The 23,915-nt window shown below is 48.8% G+C and carries 25 protein-coding genes; 14 read left to right on the forward strand and 11 right to left on the reverse strand.

The features are described 5' to 3' along the window. Nucleotides 1-189: 189 nt before the first annotated feature. The gene (locus BMX44_RS12815; protein WP_245738928.1) at nt 190-1,428 is read right to left on the reverse strand and encodes a class I SAM-dependent methyltransferase; all 1,239 of its coding nucleotides are present in this window, start codon (nt 1,426-1,428) and stop codon (nt 190-192) included. A 100-nt stretch (nt 1,429-1,528) separates the two neighbouring features. Between BMX44_RS12815 and BMX44_RS12820 the strand changes: the two genes are divergently transcribed. Then, on the forward strand, nt 1,529-2,269 hold the full coding sequence (locus BMX44_RS12820; RefSeq protein ID WP_090633696.1) for a pteridine reductase: 741 nt from the start codon (nt 1,529-1,531) through the stop codon (nt 2,267-2,269). A 19-nt stretch (nt 2,270-2,288) separates the two neighbouring features. Here BMX44_RS12820 and BMX44_RS12825 read toward each other — a convergent pair whose 3' ends face one another. Together BMX44_RS12825 and BMX44_RS12830 are read right to left on the reverse strand one after the other, a co-directional pair. Then, nucleotides 2,289-2,633: a YraN family protein gene (locus BMX44_RS12825; RefSeq protein WP_090633698.1), complete on the reverse strand. Its 345-nt coding sequence runs from the start codon at nt 2,631-2,633 to the stop codon at nt 2,289-2,291. 9 nt (nt 2,634-2,642) lie between these two features. Beyond that, nucleotides 2,643-3,764, reverse strand: coding sequence for a penicillin-binding protein activator (locus BMX44_RS12830; RefSeq protein ID WP_245738929.1), 1,122 nt, complete (start codon nt 3,762-3,764; stop codon nt 2,643-2,645). Nucleotides 3,765-3,775: 11 nt separating this feature from the next. Here BMX44_RS12830 and rsmI point away from each other — a divergent pair, with 11 nt between their 5' ends. Continuing rightward, the gene (gene rsmI / locus BMX44_RS12835) at nt 3,776-4,627 is read left to right on the forward strand and encodes a 16S rRNA (cytidine(1402)-2'-O)-methyltransferase (protein WP_090633700.1); all 852 of its coding nucleotides are present in this window, start codon (nt 3,776-3,778) and stop codon (nt 4,625-4,627) included. Nucleotides 4,628-4,698: 71 nt separating this feature from the next. Further along, a complete protein-coding gene (pyrC, locus tag BMX44_RS12840; RefSeq protein WP_090633702.1) occupies nt 4,699-5,748 on the forward strand; it encodes a dihydroorotase in 1,050 nt (349 codons plus the stop codon). 14 nt (nt 5,749-5,762) lie between these two features. On the opposite strand, the gene BMX44_RS12845 is transcribed toward pyrC, so the two are convergent. Then, nucleotides 5,763-6,872: a GGDEF domain-containing protein gene (locus tag BMX44_RS12845; RefSeq protein ID WP_090633705.1), complete on the reverse strand. Its 1,110-nt coding sequence runs from the start codon at nt 6,870-6,872 to the stop codon at nt 5,763-5,765. A gap of 155 nt (nt 6,873-7,027) precedes the next feature. Further along, nucleotides 7,028-7,768: a dienelactone hydrolase family protein gene (locus BMX44_RS12850; protein ID WP_245738930.1), complete on the reverse strand. Its 741-nt coding sequence runs from the start codon at nt 7,766-7,768 to the stop codon at nt 7,028-7,030. Nucleotides 7,769-8,122: 354 nt separating this feature from the next. Here BMX44_RS12850 and BMX44_RS12855 point away from each other — a divergent pair, with 354 nt between their 5' ends. Next, a complete protein-coding gene (locus BMX44_RS12855; protein ID WP_090633707.1) occupies nt 8,123-8,710 on the forward strand; it encodes a hypothetical protein in 588 nt (195 codons plus the stop codon). Between the two features lie 241 nt (nt 8,711-8,951). Here BMX44_RS12855 and BMX44_RS12860 read toward each other — a convergent pair whose 3' ends face one another. Together BMX44_RS12860 and BMX44_RS12865 are read right to left on the reverse strand one after the other, a co-directional pair. Further along, nucleotides 8,952-9,584 carry a response regulator transcription factor gene (locus BMX44_RS12860; protein ID WP_090633710.1) on the reverse strand — a complete coding sequence of 211 codons (633 nt, stop codon included), beginning with the start codon at nt 9,582-9,584 and terminating at the stop codon, nt 8,952-8,954. Next, nucleotides 9,581-11,110, reverse strand: a complete 1,530-nt coding sequence (locus tag BMX44_RS12865; RefSeq protein WP_090633711.1) for a PAS domain S-box protein — start codon at nt 11,108-11,110, stop codon at nt 9,581-9,583. Before BMX44_RS12865 ends, BMX44_RS12860 begins: the two co-directional genes overlap by 4 nt. Before the next feature lie 241 nt (nt 11,111-11,351). Between BMX44_RS12865 and BMX44_RS12870 the strand changes: the two genes are divergently transcribed. Together BMX44_RS12870 and BMX44_RS12875 are read left to right on the forward strand one after the other, a co-directional pair. Next, the gene (locus BMX44_RS12870) at nt 11,352-11,567 is read left to right on the forward strand and encodes a DUF2934 domain-containing protein (RefSeq protein ID WP_090633714.1); all 216 of its coding nucleotides are present in this window, start codon (nt 11,352-11,354) and stop codon (nt 11,565-11,567) included. Continuing rightward, complete coding sequence (locus BMX44_RS12875) at nt 11,564-11,944, forward strand: hypothetical protein (protein WP_090633716.1); 381 nt, start codon at nt 11,564-11,566, stop codon at nt 11,942-11,944. Before BMX44_RS12870 ends, BMX44_RS12875 begins: the two co-directional genes overlap by 4 nt. A gap of 155 nt (nt 11,945-12,099) precedes the next feature. Here the strand turns inward: BMX44_RS12875 and BMX44_RS12880 are convergent, their stop codons facing one another. Genes BMX44_RS12880 through BMX44_RS16895 form a run of 4 tightly spaced genes read right to left on the reverse strand, consistent with a single transcriptional unit; the run spans nt 12,100 to nt 16,882 of the window. Next, nucleotides 12,100-12,864: an N-formylglutamate amidohydrolase gene (locus tag BMX44_RS12880; RefSeq protein WP_090633718.1), complete on the reverse strand. Its 765-nt coding sequence runs from the start codon at nt 12,862-12,864 to the stop codon at nt 12,100-12,102. Continuing rightward, nucleotides 12,864-14,516, reverse strand: coding sequence for a gamma-glutamyltransferase family protein (locus tag BMX44_RS12885; RefSeq protein ID WP_090633720.1), 1,653 nt, complete (start codon nt 14,514-14,516; stop codon nt 12,864-12,866). The genes BMX44_RS12880 and BMX44_RS12885 overlap by 1 nt, the downstream gene beginning before the upstream one ends. Continuing rightward, the gene (locus tag BMX44_RS12890) at nt 14,516-16,714 is read right to left on the reverse strand and encodes a M20/M25/M40 family metallo-hydrolase (RefSeq protein ID WP_090633722.1); all 2,199 of its coding nucleotides are present in this window, start codon (nt 16,712-16,714) and stop codon (nt 14,516-14,518) included. The genes BMX44_RS12885 and BMX44_RS12890 overlap by 1 nt, the downstream gene beginning before the upstream one ends. A gap of 21 nt (nt 16,715-16,735) precedes the next feature. Next, a complete protein-coding gene (locus BMX44_RS16895) occupies nt 16,736-16,882 on the reverse strand; it encodes a hypothetical protein (RefSeq protein ID WP_177167760.1) in 147 nt (48 codons plus the stop codon). 251 nt (nt 16,883-17,133) lie between these two features. Between BMX44_RS16895 and fliL the strand changes: the two genes are divergently transcribed. The 8 genes from fliL (at nt 17,134) to BMX44_RS12930 (ending at nt 23,803) form a co-directional block, all read left to right on the forward strand. After that, nucleotides 17,134-17,607 (forward strand): flagellar basal body-associated protein FliL, encoded by a 474-nt coding sequence (gene fliL / locus BMX44_RS12895; protein WP_090633724.1) that lies wholly within the window; start codon nt 17,134-17,136, stop codon nt 17,605-17,607. Between the two features lie 6 nt (nt 17,608-17,613). Continuing rightward, nucleotides 17,614-18,591: a flagellar motor switch protein FliM gene (fliM, locus tag BMX44_RS12900; RefSeq protein ID WP_090633726.1), complete on the forward strand. Its 978-nt coding sequence runs from the start codon at nt 17,614-17,616 to the stop codon at nt 18,589-18,591. Nucleotides 18,592-18,607: 16 nt separating this feature from the next. After that, nucleotides 18,608-19,132 (forward strand): flagellar motor switch protein FliN, encoded by a 525-nt coding sequence (gene fliN / locus BMX44_RS12905; protein WP_245738931.1) that lies wholly within the window; start codon nt 18,608-18,610, stop codon nt 19,130-19,132. 14 nt (nt 19,133-19,146) lie between these two features. Then, complete coding sequence (gene fliO, locus BMX44_RS12910; protein WP_090633728.1) at nt 19,147-19,599, forward strand: flagellar biosynthetic protein FliO; 453 nt, start codon at nt 19,147-19,149, stop codon at nt 19,597-19,599. 34 nt (nt 19,600-19,633) lie between these two features. Continuing rightward, nucleotides 19,634-20,392 carry a flagellar type III secretion system pore protein FliP gene (gene fliP, locus BMX44_RS12915; protein WP_090633730.1) on the forward strand — a complete coding sequence of 253 codons (759 nt, stop codon included), beginning with the start codon at nt 19,634-19,636 and terminating at the stop codon, nt 20,390-20,392. Nucleotides 20,393-20,414: 22 nt separating this feature from the next. Continuing rightward, a complete protein-coding gene (gene fliQ, locus BMX44_RS12920) occupies nt 20,415-20,687 on the forward strand; it encodes a flagellar biosynthesis protein FliQ (RefSeq protein WP_090633733.1) in 273 nt (90 codons plus the stop codon). Nucleotides 20,688-20,726: 39 nt separating this feature from the next. After that, the gene (gene fliR, locus BMX44_RS12925) at nt 20,727-21,524 is read left to right on the forward strand and encodes a flagellar biosynthetic protein FliR (protein ID WP_090633737.1); all 798 of its coding nucleotides are present in this window, start codon (nt 20,727-20,729) and stop codon (nt 21,522-21,524) included. Between the two features lie 260 nt (nt 21,525-21,784). Continuing rightward, on the forward strand, nt 21,785-23,803 hold the full coding sequence (locus tag BMX44_RS12930; protein ID WP_090633739.1) for a coiled-coil domain-containing protein: 2,019 nt from the start codon (nt 21,785-21,787) through the stop codon (nt 23,801-23,803). Nucleotides 23,804-23,915 lie beyond the last annotated feature (112 nt).

The raw sequence follows: 23,915 nt of genomic DNA on the forward strand, positions 1-23,915 counted from the left end.
GTCCGTGCTTCGCCCTCAATGAACCTACTCATGGAATACTCCAATTAACTGGAAAGTAAAATTATATAACCAATTGGGTTTTCACACAGTCTGGGCCGATTGCTGCCGAAATCCGAGTCAATCCGACCGTCAGCTTTTACTGCCGTTTGACATTATCTGTCAGGTTAGAATGAAATAATACAATTTACTTTACAGCATTCGGGTTCTGTCTCCACCGGAAAAACCAATCAGCGGTTCAGTAATCTGTTTACCAAACGCAATAACCTTGAAGAGTTCACCCATTTCGGCGGGACTGACTAGCTTTTGCAATTGATTGGCCAACGGCAAGTAATTGTGCACATCTTCAGCAGGCGTCCGGGCAAGAATTTCCGTCACGCCACAATTCAACAAAAAATGGGCTTGTGTCGTGTAGCCCAGCAACGTCATATCCGTTTCGACAGCGGCTTCGGTCACTGCGCTGAAATCAACATGACTTGTGATGTCCTGCAGCCCCGGCAGAAAAAAAGGATCACCATGCGCATGATGCCGGTAGTGACACATGAGCGTACCCTGATCGCGTTGCGGATGATAATACTCGCCCCGGCCAAACCCATAGTCGATCAGCACCGCCGCACCCACATGAAGAATTTTGGCCAGTGTTTGCACCAAAAAGCCGGCATTCAGATTGATTTCGCTGATATAGGTAATGTCATTATGGAGTTCAGGATTGATTAAACCAGACAATGCAGTCGCAGCCGTTTTGAGTGCATTGTTGTCAACAGGCTGATCAACCCAGACAAATTCATTCGCCTGTTCATGGTTATTCCAGGCCACGCCACGCTCGTAAATTTCATGGCCCTGCCACTTAACAAGATGCACCGGCAGCGCATCGAATACTTCATTCGCCAGAATGGTGCCGCAAAATTGATCGGGAAGCCGGTCAAGCCAGCTAATACGCGATTGCAAGTATGGCATTTTTTCAGCCAACAGGTGTTGCTGACGCTCGCGCAACTCTGCGCTGACTTCGAGAATATAATAGTGCCGCGGCAGGCAATTCTGCCGTTCCAGCTCCTGCAGCAAATCTACCGCCAGCTTGCCGGAGCCTGCGCCTAATTCAAGAATATCGGCTGCACCGGTTTTCTTGTTTACGCACTCGAAAATCTGCCGTACCTGTGCTGCCAGCGCGTAACCAAATAACGATGAAATTTCAGGCGCAGTAACAAAGTCGCCGCTGCCGCCCAGCTTGGTTGCGCCGCCATTGTAATAACCGAGCCCGGGATGATACAGGGCATACTCCATATAACGCGCAAAAGAAATCCAGCCACCGGCTGATGCTATTGCGTCACGAATAAGCGACTGCAGTTTCCGGCTGTGCGCCAGCGCGTTATCATCACATGCTGGCAAACCCGAGGGCATTGTGCGGGTTGAAGATGTAGTATCGGCAAACATCGTTAATTTGTTCTCAATATGATAAATTTCACTTGGATAAAATCTGTGGTTTTATAATACGCTCAATAAGCAATCAGTATGTATTTTACGGGAGATCACCGTGCAGGGAAAAGTTGTTCTGGTAACCGGGGGCGCGAAACGCGTGGGCGCGGCAATTTGCCGCAGGCTCCATGCGCACGGAGCTACGGTTGTCATTCATTATCGCAGCTCGATTGAAGAAGCGCGTGCGCTACAGCACGAGCTGGACCAAAAAAGAACGAATTCGGCTTCTCTGGCCCAGGCTGACTTACTGGATACCGGGCTGCTGCCGGACCTTATCGAAAAAACCGTGGCGCGCTATGGCCGGCTGGACGTATTAATCAATAACGCTTCCAGTTTCTTTGCAACACCACTGCACGCATGCACAACTGATGCATGGCACGACCTGGTAGGCAGCAACCTGATGGCACCGTTATTCCTGATACAGGCAGCCGAACCGCATCTCAGGGAACAACGCGGTTGCGTGATCAATATCGTGGATATCCACACCGAGCGGCCGCTGAAAGATTTTGTCATATACAATGCCGCCAAAGGCGGGTTGCAGGCACTCACCAAATCTCTGGCGCTGGAAATGGCACCCGATGTGCGCGTAAACGGTGTATCGCCCGGGCCCATATTATGGCCCGAAGACAGTACATGGTCGAATACGGAACAACGTGAAAAAATCATTCAGGGAACGCTCTTAAAACGCACCGGCGAACCGGAAGACATCGCAAAAACGGTGCAGTTCCTGATTGACGATGCGCCGTATATCACAGGCCAGATAATCGCCGTGGATGGCGGGCGCAGCATTCACTTGTAACTGATCGCAGCCGTTTGGTCTATGATTCACCAAACGCATTTTCGATCCAGTTTATGACCGGATTGCGAGTGCCTGTAATCAGTACCACATCGAAACGACAGGCAGGCTCGGCATCGAGTCGGGACGACAGGTAATGCCGTGCCGTGCGCAATAACCTGTTCTTTTTGGTGGATGTTATACTTCCGGCAGCACCGCCAAAAGCCTCGCTGGTTCTCATCCTGACTTCGACAAATACCAGTCGCGCTCCATCTGACATTATCAAGTCGATCTCCCCGAAACGACAACGGTAGTTTCTTTCTCTCAATACAAGGCCTCGACGCAACAGATAGTCTGCCGCCATTTGTTCAGCATCACGGCCTTTCATTTGCAGTAATTACCGCTTTTTTTCCAGTATTCGGACTTTACCCTGATCAAACCGGGCAGCAACTGGTTCACGAATGAAATGTGCCGGCGGGGTAAAACGGATATCGCCGGTAACGCCATCAAATGCGATGCTGTACGGCGAATGCGTTTGCAGCATATGACGCATTAAACGAAATGCATCAATACCCAGTGCAAAAAGACGCTCTTTATCCTCGTCTCTGGTATTGTCTGAATCCCGGTACGCCATAACGGCAGGGTGATCGGGCTGCAACAACCAGGGCATATCCATAAATCGAACGCCGTTCAGATCATGATTGAACAATGGGTCCTGATTTGTGAAAAAAACCTGTGAAGTTGCAAACACCGGTGTTTGCGGATCGAGATACGGCCTGACGCGGCGCACTTCGTCAGCATCCAGTGTCAGAAAAACAAGGTTCTGTTCACCACCCGTATATTGTCTCAGTTGTGAAAAAAAACCCTGATGATCATCATAGTCAATCGACTCCACCGTATTACCGTATTCTGCAAGCCAGCGATCGGCGAACGCCTGTTGCAAACGCTGCGACAGGCCGCTTCTGTCCTTGATAATAATGGCATGGTTTTTTTCAGTAGACAGCGCCATTTCGGCTATATGTGCAGCCTCGGATTCCGACTGCAGACCAAACAGGAACAAGTTCGGTGGCAGCATCATGTCCTGGTCCGTTGCATTCAACGCCAGTGTGGGTACCATGACCACATGACTGGATGCCAGCGCGGTAACGCCATTGCGGGTAAGCGGGCCGACGATGAATACTGCGCCGGCATCCAGCGCCTGATGATAGGTTATCAGAATATCCAGCGGATCTTCCGTCGTCGAATATATGCGCACTATCAGTGGCAGCGCCGCTTCGCGTTCAGCCGCGATAGCAAAGCCCTGTTTAACCATTTCCGCCGCCGGACCGAATGACCGCGATTGCAATGGCAATAGCAGCGCAACATGCGGTACAACTGTCAGCTCCGACATGGGCCTTGGCGCGGCAGCTTCTGGAAAATACCCATCCGGGTGAGTAGCAAAAACAAGCTGGCTGCCGTATAGTGTCACGCATGTCAGCCAGACAACAAGACAGAAACGAACGATGATAAAACGTCGCATTGTATTCAAATATGTCAGTCAAAAGTGCATTATATGTGGTAGCAACGCCAATAGGAAACCTAAACGACATCAGCCTGCGCGCAATACAGATGCTGGGTCATGTTGATGTTATCGCTGCTGAACATGTTCAAAACTCCATGCACCTGTTGTCACATCATGGAATCGCCGTAAAAAAAACCCAACTGATTGCACTGCACCAGCACAATGAAAAAAACGCCGCTGACAGAATCATCACTTTTTTGACGTCAGGAAAATCTGTTGCATTGCTCTCTGATGCGGGCACGCCGTCAATCTCGGACCCAGGCGCTCTGCTGGTGCAACGTGTTCTTGAGCATAGTTTTGCAGTTATTCCGATACCTGGGCCCAATGCGGCCGTCTGCGCGCTGTCTGCCGCGGGTATAGCATATCCGCACTTTCTGTTTTATGGATTTCTGCCGGCAAAACCCGGCCTGCGCCGACGTGCATTAGCCGAAATTGCTACATTTCCCTATACACTGATTTTTTATGAAGCGCCGCATCGAATCGTCGAATGTCTCGCAGACATGGTTATCATTTTTGGTCCTCAGCGCAAGCTGGTCATCGCTCGTGAATTGACAAAATTGTTTGAAACAATTCATGCATGTACACTCGAAGAGGCAACCATATGGATCGACGCAGACTGTCACCACCAAAAAGGAGAGTTTGTTCTGCTGGTGCACGGCACGCAAATCGAGAAAAAATCCAGCATCAGTGAACATGCCCAACATACGCTCAGTGTGCTGCTGAACGAGCTGCCACTGAAACAGGCGGTCAAACTGACTGCAGAAATTTCTGGAGAAAACAGGAATGCGCTCTATCAGCTCGCATTGTCACAAAAAAACTGATCCGCCAACAGAAAAAATACACTTTGTATACTATGGCCACTTTGATAACACACTGAAACCATTTACCAGATATGCTCCATACACTGACTATCACCCGACCCGATGATTTTCATCTGCATCTGCGAGACGGAACGCAAATGCAGGCGATACTTCCTTTTTCCGCTAGGCAATTCGGGCGTGCCATTATTATGCCCAATCTGAAGCCGCCGGTTGTGACGACCGAGCTGGCATTGGCTTATCGGCAACGGATTCTGGCAGCGCTGACTGATGAACAAAAAAAGACTTTCGAACCGCTGATGACGCTCTATCTGACCGACAATACCAGTCCCGAAGAAATTACACGCGCAAAAGACAGCGGTTTTATTCATGGAATCAAGCTTTATCCCGCCGGCGCCACAACCCATTCCGACGCAGGAGTCACTGACATTACACGCTGTTACGCCACGCTGGAAGCAATGGAGAAAAATAACCTGCCTCTCTTGATTCATGGTGAGGTAACCGATCCTGAAATTGATATCTTTGACAGAGAAAAAGTTTTCATTGACTGCATACTGTCACCGCTAATACACCAGTTTCCCGGGCTTCGTATTGTTCTGGAGCACATCACAACCCAGGATGCCGTTGCATTCATATCTGCTGCCCCCGACAATATTGCCGCCACGATAACCGCACACCATCTGCGCTATAATCGCAACGAGATTTTCCGTGGCGGTGTGCGTCCACATTATTACTGCCTGCCGATATTAAAACGTGAGAACCATCGACAGGCCCTGATCAGAGCGGCAACGGGGGGATGTAAAAAGTTTTTTCTGGGTACCGACAGTGCTCCGCACACGCGCTTGTTGAAAGAAAACAATTGCGGATGCGCGGGAATTTTTACCGCGCACGCTGCGATCGAACTCTACGCGGAAGTGTTTGATCAGGCTGGCGCACTGGACAAACTGGAAGCGTTTGCGAGTTTCCACGGCGCGGATTTTTATCAATTGCCGCGTAACACATCGTCAATTACGCTCCAAAAAACCGACTGGCAGGTCCCTGGAAAAATACCGTTTGTTTCCGATACACTGATTCCGCTTTGCGCGGATGAACAGCTCCATTGGAAAATGGCTGCAAAGACATAGAAGGGATCATCAGGTTAGAAGAAGTCGATAGTTCCAGCCTTCTCGTGTTCTACCAGGTATCCGCGTCTGATAAGATCCTCGTAAAAATGAATCTGGTTTTTGCCATTCTTTTTTGCAAAGTATAGCGCTTTGTCCGCTCTGCCTATTATTGTGGTCGCAAACAGATTATTCTTTTTAATCATTGTAGCGCCAACACTGACCGTAACCGTTCTGACTTTCGGGAAGCGGTAGTCGGCAGTAACTCTTCGAAAACGGTCGAGCACTGTATGCGCGTTCTGTTCGTTTTCAACGCGGCAGATCACAACAAACTCTTCTCCACCGAAACGAAACAATAAATCCCTGGTGCGAAAATTCTGTTTCATGATGTACGATATTAACAGCAGCACTTCGTCACCGATAATATGCCCGAAATGATCATTGATCTGCTTGAAATCATCAATATCCATAATGGCAAGACAATAACCCAAGCCATCAAGGGTCTTCCTTCTGTTTTCACTGTTCCATAGCTGGCCGCAGTTATGCCCGGCATTAAGTGACAATGATTGAATTTTAAGAATGCTTTCCTCAAAGGTGTGCCGGTTCAGCAAACCTGTTAACTTGTCTCTCTGATTCTCATCCAGAAGACTACGAAAATTGTGTGCGATACCGAGTAGATTGGCTAAAATCTGAATTTCTTTTTCAATCAAGGCATGTGAAAGCTCAAAGGATAACAGGCTGTCAACCTTGTTGTCCTCAAACACAGGATATACAATCGAGTATTGCTGGTTCTGCTTATCACTGATATACGGTTCACCAGTCGTATTTATCCGTTTAAATGCGGATTCAATATCAGGTGGCAGGATGATTTCACTTGTGTAGTTTTCGTGGGGTCGGCTTGAGTTTGTTTCAGGATCTTCTTCTGCACTGACTGCCGATGAATAAACCATCAAAGTGCATTTTGAACTCGCCCCCCTCACTTTATACATTGAAATCTCTTTGATTTCCAATAGCTCGGCCATCGTTTTCAACAGGCTGAACTCAAACTGCTCGATATTCCGTATCGTCGTTAATGAGGCCAGTTTGTCCAACAGAGAAGGCTCTTTCTCAGCACTCTGAATATTCGGCTCTGAAGAATGTTCAGTCACATAGTCACCTGATATTATGAAAAATTAATAGGTATTCATGCTCAGCACCTCATCAATATAAGTTACATGAATTAGGTTCAGAAAATTAACTATCGAATAATTACCGGATACACATTGGTCATTTAGATAGATCTGCAAACTTTGAATACCGGGTTTCAAAAAATTTCATGTAAAAATTGAGTAATTGATTGATAAGCGCGAATCGCAGCTGTTTCGTTATAGACTGTACCGAAATCCGGATTGTTCGCCACAGGATTGGTGAATGCATGCATAGTGCCGCCATACACATGCACCTGCCAGTCAACACTGGCATCAGTCATTTCCCGTTCAAAATCCAGCACCTGTTCGGGCGGCACCATTGGGTCGTCATGACCGTGCAGGCACAGGACCTTGGCGGTAATCCTCTCATTCACCACATTCCCGGGCGCGAAGATGCCATGAATGCTGATGACACCTTTGACATCGGCGCCTGATCGCGCAAGTTCCAGTACGCACATACCCCCAAAACAATACCCCATGGCCGCCACTCGTGAACTATCGACCTGCGGCAAATTCCGCACAGCCTGTAAGGCCGCATTGATTCGACGTCTGAGCAATGCCCGGTCGCTGGCAAAGGGGCTCATCAACGCGCCATTACCTTCAATATCTCCATCCTTGCCATATACACCCTTTCCATACATATCCAAGGCAAAGCCGACATAACCCATCTCGGCTACTTTTTCGGCGGCATTGCAGGCAAATTCGCGCCGTCCGCTCCAGTCATGCGCCACAAGTACGGCCGGTTTCGGTGCACCCGTTTCAGCATTGTCAGCAAGATAACCTTCAAGCAGAGTATCGCCGTCATGATAATCGATCGTTTGCGTTTTCATCGTATCATTGCCCTCACATTCATTCATATTTGCCAATTGTTCATCACGTTCAGCTGCCCTGAAAAAACGCCCAGGTGTTTCAGAAGCGGTCAGGCACACGAACTAACACGAACTAGGGTATTGATTAATTCTGGACTTGCCAAGTGTAAAAATAATATTTTTGTATCCGGCCGATGCGCTACCGAATAGTGATATTCAAAATTAATGCAAGTACGGCCCGACTCCGTTACAATTGATGCCATGGGAAAATTATACACAAATTAATACACGATCGAATGACTATAAAAACAAATTCCGGGATTTTTTCATCATCTAAACCAGCGTTGCAACAAACAGAGATAACAGAGATATTCAATTAACAGGATTAACAGGAGTCATGCAATGAATTATTTAAAAATCAGGTTGCTTTCAATTCTGGCCTTCATTTGTGTATTTGGAGTCATCAATATCGCATGGGCCGAGCAAGTGGTCATCAAACGCGATCTCATCTTCATTGCCGATCGCGGCTTGACCGTCAAAGATCTGCATACCGGTGCACTGAATCAATGTGCGGCACCGCCATTACTTGATCCCGCCGGCAGCGATGTTACCGGACTGCTGGCTACCGCGACCGACGTAGCGATTAAACATGACTATGCAGTTGTCACGATACACCCGCTGGACAGTGAGGGTAATCCGTATGTCGATACTGTAACGGTCGATATATCGCACTGTTTCGAAGTTGAAGCTGTCACTGTGGACAAGTGTATTTCAACAGTGGATATCCAGCACGGTCTGCTTATTATCCCGTGTGTTGAATATAACGGATCATACCTGACCGTTCATATGGACCGTCGTGGTAATTCCGATAACTGGGAAGTCACTTTTTTCGGGAACAATCTCGATCTGAAACATTATCGTCGATACGATGACGACCATTACCATCATTATCATGACGACGACGATGATGACGACGATGACGACGATTAATTTTCTGCCGGTTGTGTGTGTCGCATAACCTGTTGAAGATTGATCAATACTGATCGCGCAGTCTGCTGCCAGTCAAGCGTTCGAACTGCGCGATCAGTAATTGTTCTGTCTGTTACCGTCGTGCCTGTGATCACAAATCGTTATTTTGAAACGGCAGTATTTCAAGGTAAATGACATTCAGTACACATAGGCAATTCAGCAACCCAGGCTGACACTAGCCCCTCAGTTCCTTAATGTTTGCTTACCCGTTTGAAAGATTATATTCATCTGCGCCGGAATCATTGACCAGCTGCACCAATTCCAGAAGATTCGCAACGCCTGATTTACGCATGATATTTTTTCGATGGATTTCAACGGTTCTATGGCTGATACTCAAAAGTGCGGCTATCTCCTTGTTTGCCAGCCCCTGCACAACCAGAGCCATGACTTCCTTCTCGCGTTCAGTCAGCTTTAAAAAAAATGATTTTGCTTTACGGTTATGTTTACTCGCCCGCATTTGCTTTTCACATTCCGAGAATGCTGAGCGAATACCCGCGACCAGTTCGGTACGGGCAATCGGTTTAGTCAGAAAATCAAGGGCGCCCGCTTTCATGGCTTTTACGCTCTGCGGTATCGTGCCAAAACCCGTGAGGAAAATTATCGGCAGTGTGCACTGACGGTTTTGCAGTATTTCCTGAAGACGCAAACCATCCATGCCGGGCATATGGATATCAACAATGATGCAGCCCTTGTCATGCAGGCTATATTCATCAAGAAAAGCTTCAGCGCTGTCGAAAACCCGGACGGGTATGCCTTCCTGTTCGATCATCAGCATCAGCGAATGACGAACAGCGGCATCGTCATCAATAATGAAAGCAGTGTAGGCGTCTGTCATGATGCATAAGGCAGCGTGAAATGAAACTGCGCCCCTTCCCGAAAATCGGGGTCAATCCAGAGCTGCCCACCGTTGGCCTCGATCAGGGCGCGACTGATTGACAGTCCCACACCAAACCCTGTGGGCTTGGTGGTAAAAAAGGGATCAAATACATGGCTGATCGTCTTCTCGTCTATACCGGGACCGTTATCCCTGATGGTCACGATGGCCATATTCTCGCCCGGCAATGTTTTCAAAATAATAGCAATCTCTGAATGAACAGTACCCTCACCCCGCATCGCCTGCACTGAATTTTTGATCAAGTTCACCAGCACTTTCTGGACTTGAATCTTGTTTGCCGTGATCAGGGGCATATCCGGCTCCAGGTCCAGCGCCAGATGAAATGCCCCGTATCCGTCACTGTGCAACTGTAGCAGCGCATCCTCTATGATTCGATTCAAATTCAGTTTTTCAGTTTGAATTTCGCGTTTTTGTAGAAACTCGATCAACTCATGCAGTTTTCTTCCAGCCTGCAGCGCCTGTTGTATGCACCCTTCAAGCGCTTCCTGTGCTTTATCTTTTTCTATCGGCCGATGACTCAACGCCCGATGCGCCACATCACTATAGGCAGCAACGGCCGTCAAGGGTGAATTGATTTCATGCGCAATCGCAGATGCGGTGATAATGGCAACCTGTTGACTAAACAGCGTTTCTATTTCGCTTCGCTGCTGCTGTAGCGCCTTTTCCAGCAATTTCCGTTCGGTAATATCACGTGCAATACCGACAACGCGTTTGGCCTTCCCGTTTTCAAACTGCGCCTGCCCCAATATCGCAACCCAGCGCTCTCTTTGATCCGGTGGCTGCATGACCCGAAACTCTCCACGACAGGTATTACCGGTTGACAGGTCAATCACATCATCAAAGATCGCCCGGAATTTAACGCGATCATCAGGATGAACCACGGCAAAGAATTTCTCCAGCGCCATGATTTCTTCGGTTCCGTTATTCAATAGCTCGCACATGCGGCTATCACAATAAACACGATTATTCGCGCAATCGATATCGAATACGCCCGCACCCGCCGCCTGCTGTATCAATCGGAAGCGTTCCTCACTTGCCTGCAATGCCTGTTCCACCTCACCACGCCGGTCCAGCGTACTGATGGTAACCAAAATATAGATTTTTGTCTCGACGTAGATAGGGCTCAGGCTTGCACGCATCGCCATCTCCTGTCCGCCATGCTTCAAAAGCTTCAGTTCGCAGGAGTTGCCCATCGATCGCTTATAAGGTTCGGCCAGATACATTTTACGGTACTTCCGATGGTGTTCCCGGTAACGTTCCGGTACAAGCGCTTCTATCTCCAGACCAAGCATTTCATCCAGTGAATATTCAAACACACGCTGCGCAACGCAGTTTGCCATCACGATATGCCCCGCTGCATCTACCAGTAACTTGGCTTCAACTGCAGCATCAAATAATTCCCGAAAGCTGATTTTGTCAAGGCAGTCGTGCCGCGAAACATTGGGGACTAATGAATGATTTGCCATAAACAGTCCGTAAAAAAAACAACTACCTGAAGATATAAACAAACGACAAATCGCCACGTTGTCAAGCCTGAACCGTAATCGTGTAACCGGTTTAATTGAACGATATAAGGGTTAACCCTTACGTGTCAATACGTATTTTCTTTTATTTTCATTTTGCTAGACTGTCTGCAAGTAAAGCAAAAAACAAAAACAATCCAGTTTTTACTTTTTTTTATTAATTTTTAAGATTCAGGAGAGCTGGATGAAAACATCAGAAACAGGGCCTCGGCAACGTAGCAGAGCGACTTCCAAGACAATCGGCGCACGCATCAAGACGGCCACACTCCAATCCGCGGAAAACCTCGAACTGCAATCCCAAATTAGAGAGGCCGCTTATTACAAAGCACTCGAACGCGGCCTTGCGCCCGGGCACGAACTGGATGACTGGCTGACAGCCGAGAAGGAAATTAACCAATGAACATAACATCGGAAAATACAGCGGAACTGTACGATAGCCGCCTGCAGCTGCGTAATAAAACTACACCTGTGACTTTGATATTAACCGAGAACGGCACGGTCATAGAATCCAACGAGAAAAGTGAAAAATTGCTGGGGCTTACCATTGGTAAAACAGGAAGAAAACATATCTCAAGCCTGATACCGCTACTGACCGAAATCGACCTTCTGGAAAAAGGAAACGAACGCGTCAATCCCTATTTGCGCTTCCTGTCACGCATCGGTCACCGTTTCAAAGTAACCGGTGCACAAGGCAGGGAACTATCATGCCTGCTATATTTCAGTGATATTGAATATGACAATCAGCATTTGATCATGGTCATGATTCATCCCGCATGACGAATGCCCAAACTGATTCGCACAACCGACAGAAACCGGTGACTGGTACATGCACTGGCTTTCGGTCGGTTCGTATCGGTTGCTCCCAAGCGTGACTCAGTGCCGCGAACAGTGATGGAAATGGTTGCGTTTACTGTTTAAGTTGACAACCAGCTTCAAGCAAAAAACAGTTCCAGCGCACGCCTGAATTGCTGCCGCAGGAGAGTGGTTTTGTCGGGATTAAACGGGACATCTCCATCTTCTTCCCGGCAACCGGCTTCAAGATAGAGCGCACGGTTCATTTCGATCTGAATGCACGGCAGCGGATTATGACCGTACTGTCGGGTAATATAACCACCTGCGAATGGCTGATCTATCACAACCTGGTTTTCTTTGAGGCCAAAAGCACGACGCATCGCTGCTGCCAGCCGACTCACGGTCGCATGACTGCAGCTGTTGCCATGCCGACTTCCCAGACACAGCGCCGGGCGTACGGCACCATGATCAGGACCGATTACAGGGCCGACCGCTTCCATCGAATGACAGTCAAGCATTAATTCCAGATCCTGGCGGCTGTGAAGAACGGACTGAATGTCCTGATGGTAGGGATAGTAATATTTTTCCAACAGGATGCTGACCAGTGCTTGGTCGTTCCATACCGCATCACGATAAATTTGTACGCCATGACAGCTGAGTCGCTTGATCACGCCATCGGGATTGACTGGCGGCAAATCGGCTGGAGCGCGATTCAAATCTACAAAGATACGTGCTATCGGCGTATCAAGCACAACAGCGGCCTCATCCCCGAGACCGTATATTTCACGTGTGAAAATATCGCTGTCAGCCAGCATGGCATGCCTGGAAATCACGATATGCCCGGCCAGTTCAGGTGGCGTTTGATCGCCACCGTGCGGAATGGAAATCAGAACAGGAAATGACATTAAACTGACCCATTAAGGTTTGATACACCGGCTGCACTGCCGTCCCTGCGTATCTCTGCGACACCCTGAAATAGCGTGCTGGTCTGACATTTGAGCACAGCATGCACAGCGCCAAGATAAAAGGAATAAGGTTCGCGCAAATCCATTTTGTAACCTGCAGACTGCAGATAATCGAGCACTTCCGGCGGAAAACGGTCGGCTTCGATACTCAGCGTTCCACCAACAGAACAGTGAAATCTGGGATAGGTCATAGCCTGGCTGATCGGCATGCCGCCGTCGACGATATGAAACAGAAACTGGCTCATGGTTGAAAATATCCGCTCACTGCCCGGACTACCTGCAACCAGCCAAAGTTTATCCTTGTAAAAACAGATAATCGGCGCCACAGAACTCCAGGGTATTGCATTCGGGCGCAGATAATACGGATGCGACGGATCGTTAAATTCAAGCGAGCTCATATAGTTGTTATACAAAAAGCCGAGGCCTGATGCCGCCGTTTTAGAGCCATACACCAGTTCTATCGACTGGGTGATGCCGATTGCGTTGCCCTGATTGTCCATCACCGACAGATGCGTGGTATCGTATTGACTGGGATAGATATCCTGCGACGGCAACGAGGCATCGATCACGTCGCAAATCGATGCAGACAGCCTTTTGGCATAATCACTGCTTAACAGTTTCTTGTCGTCCGGCAATTGTGGATAAACGTTAGGATCAAATGGTCGCTCTTTATGATTCAGCAGCGCTTTCCTGAATGCTTCAGCGATAAAGTGAAATGATTTCGGATCGCGTTCCAGCAGTAAATGCGGCGGCAGATACTTGAGAATCTGCAACATCAGCAGTAGCGTTCTGCCAGCCGAGGGCGGCGGACAGGTAAATACTTTTATACTGCGATAATTTCTGCGCAGCGGCTTTCGTTCCACGGGCCATGGAATATGAGCCAGGTCCTCTGTCCTGAGAAATCCGCCATGTTGGCGCATATCCTGATCTATCTGCTCAGCGACCGATCCTGTATAAAATGCCTTGACACCATGCCAGGCAATTTTTTCGAGCAATCTGGCCAGATCGGGTTGTTTGAACAGGTCACCAACTTCGTAAGCCCGCTTACCATCCTTGAGAAAGTATTGTGCACCGGATTGTCCAGGTATTTTCAAAAAACTTTTCAGTTCACGTTGTTGCAAATCGTGCTGCAACTGAGTGATCCGATAGCCGTCGGATGCCAGTTGAATTGCCGGCTGCAGTATTGCGGACCAGTCAAGCGAACCGTACCGGAAATGCAAATAACCGAGTACAGCTGGTGTACTGGGCACGGTTGTTGCGCGATGTCCTTTGATCAACTGATGGTTTCCAACGATCTGATCCAGATGGGCCAGTGAAGGAACGCGGCTGGAACCGTCTAAGGCAATGGTTTTTCCCTGAAAATGCAATATCGCATGTGACTGGCCGCCCAGTCCGCTTGCTTGTGGCTCGCAAACACCAAGCGCAAACGCCGCAGCGCAGGCCGCATCAATAGCGTTACCGCCTTTACGCAGCATGTCAACGCCGGCCTGGGTGGCCTGAGGAAAAGCGGTTGACACCATACCATCCGATGCAATGGCGCATTTGTTGTCATCGGACGGTGCAAAACGCCCCTCAATAATATTCAGATCCATCAGCCGAAATTTTTTCCGATTTTATAAATCAGATAAGCCAGTAAAACACTACGGTCGATCATGCTGTCGCGGACGATATACTTGTCTCTCGAACCATAACCACCGGTTCGCGGCCCCATGCCATCCACTGCTGCGACTCCTTGAGCAACGTTGGCCAGCAAAGATGTTATGCCGGCATTTTCCTGAGTGACACGCACCTCGACTATTTGGGCGATTTTCTCGATATGATCGTAAAACTGCAGCGTTTTCTCGTTCAGCAAAAACGGTTTTCTGTGCGCCCCTTTGGTAATATTAACACGGATGGCCGGGTGCATTCTGGGATCGAACATCCGCGTTATCTGGCTGTCCAGCTTGATACTTTGTTCCGGATTCTGAAAATGTAAGATAAAAGACAATGCGGCATGATACGCCGGGAAATCGGTATTGCTTCGTGTCTCGAATCCGGTCAGGGTTACATATACACTGGTTTCTGCGGAATTCAGTTTTTTCAGCTGATTGATTTTCTGGGCACAATATAGAATCGGATCATGCTCATCCGAAAAAAACTGATTGGATACCTTCCCTTGCTTGCGGTTGATCTCGATATTGAAGCAGGTGGCACCAAGACTCGCAGTCACTATCTCACCACCGAGACCGGCACCGCTCAACCCCAGTATATAATTAGACCGGGAGGAAAATTCGTGCATTAATTTGCGCGATGCCACACCGCCTTTTGAGTCATCCGTGATAAACAGCAGGCCGATCTTTACGCGCTTTAGCATTCGCGTATAGCGTAATGCTTTCAACGCGCCCAGCAGAACGGCGATCCCCCCTTTTCCTCGGGCCACGCCGGTTCCGTAGATGCGTCCGCGTTCCTCGGAAAAAGGAATATAGTCTTCATAATCCACTGGATTATCGAGATTGCCAACAATCAGCACGTCATTGTTTTCTTCTGCATGATTGGAGAAATAGAGCATATTGCCGAATTCGGACATCGAAAACACCTGCCTGTCGAATCCGGCGCCAGACAACTGGCTTGAAATCCACCGCCCCAGTATATTGACACCCTCGGTATTTTCAATAAAGGAATTAATATCCACCATTTTGGACAGATAATCTTCCATTGTGTCGATATTGCTGCGCAGATAACTTCTGAGCCTGATTCGCAACGGGTCTTTTTTCGGCGTAATCGCCGAATGCGCAAGACCCGATGTGACTTCTTCAAATTCTTTGCCGAAATAACGCTCAACCGCGACATCCAGCATGCGGTTAATTAATGATTCATACGTATAACCGGCAGACTTTGCCGCGCTGACATAGGTGCCTGTCAGACCAAGACTTGCCATTGAATTCAACTCAAGAATATACAAATTGCCGTCCTGGTCCATACGAAAATCAACACGGCAAAAATCGAAAATTCCGAGTACCTTGAATGTTTCCAACGTGAGCCGACGCAGTTCGCCTGCAAGCTTGTCATCAATCTGTGCCGGACAAATCTTGTTTCTGGGTTTTTTCAGCTTGTCCTCCAGACTCTGGATGCCGCAGGGATCGCCTTCCAGATCGATTTCAACAATCGGAAATACTTCCGGATTCAGATTACCCAGTACTCCCACAGCAAATTCTCTGCCGGGAATAAACTGTTCAACCAGAACAGGCTGCTTGAACTGGTCAATCAATCCGGTAATCGCTGTCCTTAGCGAATTCATGTCGTGAATCACCTGGATACCAAGCGAAACCGCTTCCATTTTGGGTTTCGTGATCACAGGAAATGGCAGATCGCCCTGAATCTGATCCGCATTGTTAAACACCCAGTATGGCGCCGTCGGGAGCCCCGCCGCCTGAACCATTACTTTGGTGGTCACCTTGTCCAGGGCGATACCGTGACCGGCAGGACTTGACCCAACATAGGGAATACCAAGCATTTCCAGCAGTGAAGGTATATGCGTGTAACGACTCACGCCCTGAATGCCGTACGCCATATTAAAAACCATACCAGGTTGATCACCTTGAACCACCCGCGGCATAAATTCCTGAAGCTGTTCAATGACATGAATATTGCCGTCAATAACGCGCACATTATGCCCCCCCTGCTCCAATGCAGCCGCAACACGTTCTACAGTTGCAGGGTTATAAGTTTCCTGATTCTGCGCGCCAAAAACATTGATCACGCCCTCGCCCGTGCTTTTTTTGCGTTTATTGAAAATAACCGCCACTTTCACCGCACCACCCCCATCATCAAATCACCATCCCCTTCGGTAACGAGCAATAACATAGCGAATCATGCCGACCAGAATGCCTGCTTTCGGCTCCACGCAACTGTTCCGGTCTTTGACTCGGTCAACATCAACAGACCCTGCCAATCGATCTGCGAGATTAGCATAAATCATAATGTTTGAAACCAGCCGCCATAAAGGACATACGCAGAAAAAGCCTGCACACTTGAACAATCAGTTCAGGCAACCCGGATCGGAATGTCGAACAGCCGGGTCATGCGAAGGCAAACTGGCACAGAGCTTGTAGTACAGAATGGCTGCCGGCAGGTATCTTAAAAAAACCCTAATAATTGCTTGTTATTTACCATATCACCCCCGGTTGACATCTTTCATAATGCATAGCAATCAATTTCGGAGTCAATGAAATGTCTGATACCAAAGCAGAAAAGACCAGCAGTAAAAAAGGGCTGATTATCATGATACTTGTCTCAGTCATCGCTATCGGCGCAGGCGCGGGCGGCACATGGTTTTTTATGCAAGGGCAACAGGATGACGAATACGAACCTGCGCGCCCGAAGAAAATACCCACAGCGTTCAAGGAACTGGACCTCTTTACGGTCAACTTGCAGCCAGAGGGCAGAGATCAGTATCTTCAACTGGGCCTGACTGTGAAAATCCGTGCTACCGATGTAGCGCTGGAAATCGACCGTCAAATGCCCGAGATACGTAACCGCATTCTGCTGTTATTAACCAGCAAAACCGCCAACGATCTCTCAACTTTGATAGGAAAAAAGCAGTTGGGTCTTGAATTGACCAATGAAATCAAGAAAGCCATGGATTCTGAACTATTTCGCGAAGAAATACTGGAAGTCTTATTCACATCGTTTGTTATTCAATAAATCAAAATGGCAGAAGATTTTCTCTCACAGGATGAAGTCGATGCACTGCTGAGAAGTGCAACGGATGAGCAGGACGATATCAACCAGGAAGATAACGATTCCGGCATCAAAACGTACGATCTTGCAACGCAGGAACGAATTGTCCGCGGGCGCATGCCAACATATGAAATTATTAATGAGCGTTTTGCGCGCCTGCTGCGTATCGGGCTTTTCAATTTCATCCGCCGGACGGTCGACATTGCTGTTGGTCCTGTCAGAGTAATCAAATTTAGTGAATTTATCCGCAATCTGGTCGTGCCGACCAATCTGAACATGGTCCATATTAAACCGCTGCGCGGCACTGCCTTGATGGTTTTTGAACCGGACCTGGTTTTTTTGATTATCGACAATCTGTTTGGTGGCGACGGCCGCTATCACTCGCGAGTCGAGGGACGCGACTTCACTGAAACCGAACAGCGCATGATAAGACGGCTACTCAATGTAGTTTTCGAGGAATATGAAAAATCCTGGAAAGCAGTTTACCCGGTGCATTTTGAATATGTCCGCTCTGAGATGAATCCGCAGTTCGCATCAATAGCCACACCCAATGAAGTCGTAGTCTGCGTCTCATTTGACCTCGAAATCAGCGGAAACAGCGGCGAATTTCATGTCTGCATTCCTTACTCGATGGTCGAACCGATTCGCGACGTATTGTATAGCACATTGCAAGGTGAACAAATGGATATTGATAAACGTTGGGTGAGATCGCTGTCAAAGCAGATACAAGGGGCCGAAGTGGAACTGATTGCGAACCTGGGCCAGGTCAAAATGACATTTGACCAGATTCTCAGCATGCAGATTGGTGACGTTATTCCACTAGATGTCCCTGAAACTGTCGTTGCACAGGTTGACAACGTACCGGTGATGGAATGCCGCTATGGCATCATCAACGGACAGTATGCACTCAAGGTCAATTCAATGATTTCGCAAAGAGAAGCCGATTAAATTACCGGAGAATCAAATGACAGATACATCGACACAACAAAACGAAATGGACAGCTGGGCAGAAGCCATGGCTGAGCAGGAGGCAGCAACACAGAATGCGGGCGCCGACAGCGTCGGAGCAACGTCCAATCATGGATCGGCACCTGAAGCCGACACAAAACTGGACAGAAATCAATCTGCAGACTCTGACAGTCAAACCACTGCTTTCCGGGAACCAAAAAACACCAACAACTCAATTTTCAAGGAATTCAGCAACGACGGCGTATTGAGCAATTCGTCTAATGACATCGATCTGATTCTGGATATTCCGGTACAACTGACGGTGGAACTCGGCCGCACCAAAATCGCCATTAAGAATTTACTGCAACTGGCCCAGGGTTCGGTTGTTGAACTTGACGGACTCGCAGGAGAACCGATGGATGTACTGGTTAATGGCTGCCTGATCGCCCAGGGTGAAGTTGTAGTCGTAAACGACAAATTTGGTATCCGGCTCACCGATATCATCACACCGAGCGAAAGAATTCGCAAACTCAATCGATAACCGGTTTTTCTGTCATGTTAAAGCATTTCTGCCTGTTTCTAGTACTTACCTGCCCGCTGGCGGCATTTGCCGAGGCGGAAACTAAAGTTCCGTCACATCCTGAATCGGTTATTGCTGCTGAAAGTATAACGAAGATGATTACCGGTCTGCTTTTGGTATTGGCAGTCATTGTTGTCGCAGCATGGTTGCTCAAGCGCTTTGGCAATGTCCGGACCGCGGCGACAGGACACATAAAAGTTGTCGCTGCAGCGAGTATCGGCCAGCGCGAACGCGTGGTGATTGTAGAAGTCGGAGATACCCGGCTGGTACTCGGTGTGGCCCCCGGTCATATCAATACACTGCACCGCATGGCGGCATCACCTCCACAAGCAACCGAACAGGCGTCCGGGAAATCAGGCGAGCAATTTTCAAAAGTTTTGGACAACCGTATCAGCCAGGCAGACTCGCAAACCAGGGACTGTGGCTGACTTTCAGTTTAATCACTCAGGTATATGAATCCAGATGCGACCTAACCTGCACAATATTTTCAAGCTAGCCTGCCTGCTCTCGGGATGCGTTGCCATGCCGGCAATGGCACAGCAAGCGGGTTTTCCCGCATTCACCAGCACACCTGCAGCCGATGGCGGGGCCACCTACACCCTCAGTCTGCAAGCACTGATACTGCTCACCTCACTGACGTTTATTCCGGCGGTCGTGCTGATGATGTCCAGTTTTACACGTATTATTATCGTCCTGTCATTGCTGCGCATGGCACTGGGCACACAGTCTTCACCGCCCAACCAGGTATTGATAGGCATTGCCTTGTTCCTGACTTTCTTCATTATGTCGCCTGTCATCGATCGTGTTTACAACGAAGCGTATCTGCCTTTCTCGGAAGACAAAATCGACATCATGGAAGCCGCCGACATTGCCGGCGGCCCGCTGCGTACGTTTATGCTGCACCAGACCCGGGAGAGCGATCTGGCACTGTTTGTGCAGATTACCGGACACGATGACATCGAGTCTCCGGACCAGGTGCCATTCAAGATACTGGTACCGGCCTATATCACCAGCGAGCTAAAAACCGCATTCCAGATCGGTTTCATTATTTTTATTCCATTTCTTATCATTGATATGGTGGTAGCCAGCGTGTTGATGTCAATGGGTATGATGATGCTGTCGCCGATGATTATCTCTCTGCCATTCAAGCTGATGCTGTTTGTTCTGGTGGACGGCTGGCATTTACTGATTGGATCGCTGACACAGAGTTTTTTTACCTGACAGAAAAAGATAAAGGAAAACCATGACTCCAGAAAATGTAATGACCATCGGCCGGCAGGCACTCGAAATCACTTTTATGATTTCCGCGCCATTGCTGCTGACCGCTCTGGTTACGGGCCTGATTGTCAGTATTTTTCAGGCCGCGACACAAATTAATGAGATGACATTGTCTTTCATACCAAAGCTGCTAGTCATGTTTTTGGTCATGTCAATTGCCGGCCCGTGGATGCTCAGCATCATGACCGACTATATGCACCGCTTATTCACCGGTATTCCCTGGCTCGCAGTCAGTTAATCGATCGCTGTCTCTCAGGAATCACATAAAAGCTGAAACATGATCAGCATCACCAGTACTGAATTGAGTGCAGTCATGGCGGCACTCATATGGCCGTTGTTCCGCATTCTGGCATTGATTGCCAGTGCACCAATCCTTGGCAATCCCAGCGTGCCTGTCAGAGTAAAAATCGGACTGGCCGCACTGATTACCATACTGGTCGCTCCAACGATCGAACAACCTGTCCCTTCAGTAGACCCTTTTTCGGGTACAGGGTTATTAATTCTGGTTCAGCAAATGATTATTGGCACAGCAATAGGGCTTGCCATGCGAATCGTTTTCGTTGCCGTTGAAATGGCCGGAGAAATAATCGGTTTGCAAATGGGGCTTGCTTTTGCCATATTTTTTGATCCGCAGAGTTCAGGACAAGTCGCCCTGATCGGTCGATTTCTTGGAATTATAGCAAGCCTGGCATTTCTGGCGATTGATGGACACTTGCTTATGATTGCCCTCATCGCTCAAAGCTTTAACACGCTGCCAATTGGCACAGATGGTATCACTACGCTGTCACTCAGTCTGCTGGCGGAATGGGGCGGCGAGATTTTCAAGTCAGGTCTTCAGCTTGCCCTGCCGGTACTGACAGCCTTGCTGATTACCAATCTTGCGCTTGGTATCCTGACGCGTGCAGCGCCTCAACTGAATATTTTTGCCGTTGGTTTTCCGATTACGCTGGCAATCGGTTTCCTGATGCTCGCGTTAAGTATTATTTTTTATGCACCGATACTGGAAAATCTGATTCATAACGGTTTCGAATTCATGTCGAATCTGGTCAATCTGCCCAACATCGCACTACCATGAATTCAGTCATGGCGATCATACGAAAAGCTGATCGGCTGATTCATGTTTGTCCACTAACTACCCTTCAGACAAGAAATAACCCTTATTTGGTCTTTTATCCGAATAGTCAAAACAAATATAAATGATACACTGTTCCTATTAACTATTTTGCTTATAGAACAGACTAAAATGAACCGGTTGTTTGTAATCAGCTTTCAGCCCCTAGTGCCTCAACCGATTACTTAACAAGGGTTGCGCTGTATTATCTGGTACCCCGAGACATGACATTCAAATTTCGATTAATTGAATCCTTGCGAAAAAAATCACCTGTGGATGAATCTTCTGGCACGGTAGAAACGGACGCTGCAGACGACGATATTTATTTTCTTGATCCTCCGGCATACTCACCTCGGCAATCCGGCACGCCAGAATCGTATCACTCTGCGTCAAATGACGATATGACACTCGCCGATATAGAGCAGCAAATCAGGCATGAACATCGCGAGCGACTGAGAACAGAAGATCAGGCTATTAAAGAAGCGCAAAAAAGACTGGAAGTAGAGACAAAGGCGAGAGTTGCCGCTGAAGCCAGGGCGAGGGCCGAGGCCAAAGCCAGGATTGCCGCCGAAGAACGGTTAAAGGCTGAAATGCTGGCCACCGAAGAAGCCAGGAAGCGCGCGCAGGCGGAAACATCGGCACTGAACGAAGCCAGAGCAAACAGGCAAAAGGAAATCCAGGCGCAGCAGCTTGCAGAAGAAAAGATCAAAGCCGAGAAAGAACTGGCCGTAATCCTGCATACCAGGCTCAAAACGGAGTCTGCCATAGTAGAAGAAGCCCGGGAACGTGTCAGTCAGGAAGCAGCCGCGCTCGACAAATCGGACGCGAAATTAAACGCAGAAAAAAAAGCGGCGGAAACCGCCAAGGACAGCGCAGAAAAAGCTGAAACAGCCCGCCAGACTGCGCAGGACGTGATTGAGGCCGAGAGCCGGGCCAGGGAAATCGCAGCGGCGAAAATCTGCGAAAATGAAAAGCAGCTGGCTTTGGCTCAGGCAAACGCCGAAGCCGAGCAACAGGAACTTGAGGAAATCCAGCAGCGAACACGCCTGGAAGCAGAAATCCAGCAGCAAATCTCAAAACGTCTGGAGGCAGAAACAAGCGCCCGCCAGGCAGCGCAGGCAAGGTTGCAGGCCGAATCTGAAGCAACACAGACCGCGGAAGAAAAAGCAAAAGAGGAAACGCTGGCCGCCGAGGCTGCACAGCAACGTGCGCAAAAGGATGCACAAGCAGCACAGGCAGCGCGTGAGAGAAAAGAAGCAGAAGCAGCTGCTGCGAAAATTTCGGAATCTATACTGCAAAAAGAATCAGCTGCTGCGGAAGCCATGCAGGCACGTATTGCTATAGAAACCCAGACGCTGGAAGAAAAAAACAAGCGCTTGCAAGCTGAGCTTGAGGCAAAAGCCGCGGCCGAAATCAAACTGAATGCCGAGCGCGATGCACGCACAGCCGAAGAACAGAAAAAAATCGAGGAAATAGAAGCGGCACAGGCGGCACAGGCTCGACAAGAAGCATGCCAGCAAGCCGCCGCGGCAGCACAGGCACGTAAACAGACAGATATCGAGACCAGAGATGCAGCCGAAAAAAAAGCCGAGGCCGATCGTCAAGCAAAAGAAATTGCAGCAGCCAGACTCCAAGCTGACCTTCTGGCTGCCGAAGACGCCAACGCCAAAGCCGAGACTGACCAGCGCTTGCTCGCAGATGCGCAATTGCGCGCCCGGGTTATGGCTGATGCCAAACGCGCCGCAGCCGAACGGCTGGAAACCGAACAGAAAATCACCGAACTCGCTGTTATTCGGGCACAGGCAAAAATAGACGCTGCAAACAAGACCAAAGCACGACTCGAGGCCGAAAACAAAGCCGCTGAAGCAGCAGCAGCAAAAGCCAGAGCCGAATCTGCCACACTGGCCATTATCAGCAAACGCGCAGAACTGGAGGAAAAAGCGTGTGAAGAGGCCTTACGGCGCGAAGCTGTCGAGCGCATGGCCAGTGAAGCGATAATCGCACGAACAGAAGAAGACAAAAAAGCAACTGCCGCAGCAACGGCAAGAATACGCACCGCATTGGCCGCAACTGCACAGCAACAGGAAAAACCACTCGTACCCTCGCTGTCACCTGATGCTGCCATTCAAACAACTCACCAGGCCCTCGACACCACCAGGTCCTGCCCTGCACCTGCTCCAACTGATAAAGATCAGGCAACACCCGCTATTGCTGCAACAACACGCACCCCCCGAAAATCCTGACACACTGGTACAATTGCCTGATGAGCTATCAGGCTCGGCACAGTTGGTGCCAAACAACAACGCGAAATCCAGAAAGTTTTTCTTCTCAGACTTCTGAAACAGGAGTTCAACC

The organism is Nitrosomonas marina, from assembly GCF_900110145.1.
GTDB lineage: Bacteria > Pseudomonadota > Gammaproteobacteria > Burkholderiales > Nitrosomonadaceae > Nitrosomonas > Nitrosomonas marina.

What these genes read in the sequence shown, in the direction of transcription:
- BMX44_RS12815 (WP_245738928.1), bottom strand. Translation starts at nt 1,428, where the DNA reads ATGTTTGCCGATACTACATCTTCAACCCGCACAATGCCCTCGGGTTTG.
- BMX44_RS12825 (WP_090633698.1), bottom strand. Translation starts at nt 2,633, where the DNA reads ATGAAAGGCCGTGATGCTGAACAAATGGCGGCAGACTATCTGTTGCGT.
- BMX44_RS12830 (WP_245738929.1), bottom strand. Translation starts at nt 3,764, where the DNA reads ATGCGACGTTTTATCATCGTTCGTTTCTGTCTTGTTGTCTGGCTGACA.
- rsmI (WP_090633700.1), top strand. Translation starts at nt 3,776, where the DNA reads ATGTCAGTCAAAAGTGCATTATATGTGGTAGCAACGCCAATAGGAAAC.
- pyrC (WP_090633702.1), top strand. Translation starts at nt 4,699, where the DNA reads ATGCTCCATACACTGACTATCACCCGACCCGATGATTTTCATCTGCAT.
- BMX44_RS12850 (WP_245738930.1), bottom strand. Translation starts at nt 7,768, where the DNA reads ATGAATGAATGTGAGGGCAATGATACGATGAAAACGCAAACGATCGAT.
- BMX44_RS12855 (WP_090633707.1), top strand. Translation starts at nt 8,123, where the DNA reads ATGAATTATTTAAAAATCAGGTTGCTTTCAATTCTGGCCTTCATTTGT.
- BMX44_RS12860 (WP_090633710.1), bottom strand. Translation starts at nt 9,584, where the DNA reads ATGACAGACGCCTACACTGCTTTCATTATTGATGACGATGCCGCTGTT.
- BMX44_RS12865 (WP_090633711.1), bottom strand. Translation starts at nt 11,110, where the DNA reads ATGGCAAATCATTCATTAGTCCCCAATGTTTCGCGGCACGACTGCCTT.
- BMX44_RS12870 (WP_090633714.1), top strand. Translation starts at nt 11,352, where the DNA reads ATGAAAACATCAGAAACAGGGCCTCGGCAACGTAGCAGAGCGACTTCC.
- BMX44_RS12875 (WP_090633716.1), top strand. Translation starts at nt 11,564, where the DNA reads ATGAACATAACATCGGAAAATACAGCGGAACTGTACGATAGCCGCCTG.
- BMX44_RS12880 (WP_090633718.1), bottom strand. Translation starts at nt 12,864, where the DNA reads ATGTCATTTCCTGTTCTGATTTCCATTCCGCACGGTGGCGATCAAACG.
- BMX44_RS12885 (WP_090633720.1), bottom strand. Translation starts at nt 14,516, where the DNA reads ATGGATCTGAATATTATTGAGGGGCGTTTTGCACCGTCCGATGACAAC.
- BMX44_RS16895 (WP_177167760.1), bottom strand. Translation starts at nt 16,882, where the DNA reads ATGATTTATGCTAATCTCGCAGATCGATTGGCAGGGTCTGTTGATGTT.
- fliL (WP_090633724.1), top strand. Translation starts at nt 17,134, where the DNA reads ATGTCTGATACCAAAGCAGAAAAGACCAGCAGTAAAAAAGGGCTGATT.
- fliM (WP_090633726.1), top strand. Translation starts at nt 17,614, where the DNA reads ATGGCAGAAGATTTTCTCTCACAGGATGAAGTCGATGCACTGCTGAGA.
- fliN (WP_245738931.1), top strand. Translation starts at nt 18,608, where the DNA reads ATGACAGATACATCGACACAACAAAACGAAATGGACAGCTGGGCAGAA.
- fliO (WP_090633728.1), top strand. Translation starts at nt 19,147, where the DNA reads ATGTTAAAGCATTTCTGCCTGTTTCTAGTACTTACCTGCCCGCTGGCG.
- fliP (WP_090633730.1), top strand. Translation starts at nt 19,634, where the DNA reads ATGCGACCTAACCTGCACAATATTTTCAAGCTAGCCTGCCTGCTCTCG.
- fliQ (WP_090633733.1), top strand. Translation starts at nt 20,415, where the DNA reads ATGACTCCAGAAAATGTAATGACCATCGGCCGGCAGGCACTCGAAATC.
- fliR (WP_090633737.1), top strand. Translation starts at nt 20,727, where the DNA reads ATGATCAGCATCACCAGTACTGAATTGAGTGCAGTCATGGCGGCACTC.
- BMX44_RS12930 (WP_090633739.1), top strand. Translation starts at nt 21,785, where the DNA reads ATGACATTCAAATTTCGATTAATTGAATCCTTGCGAAAAAAATCACCT.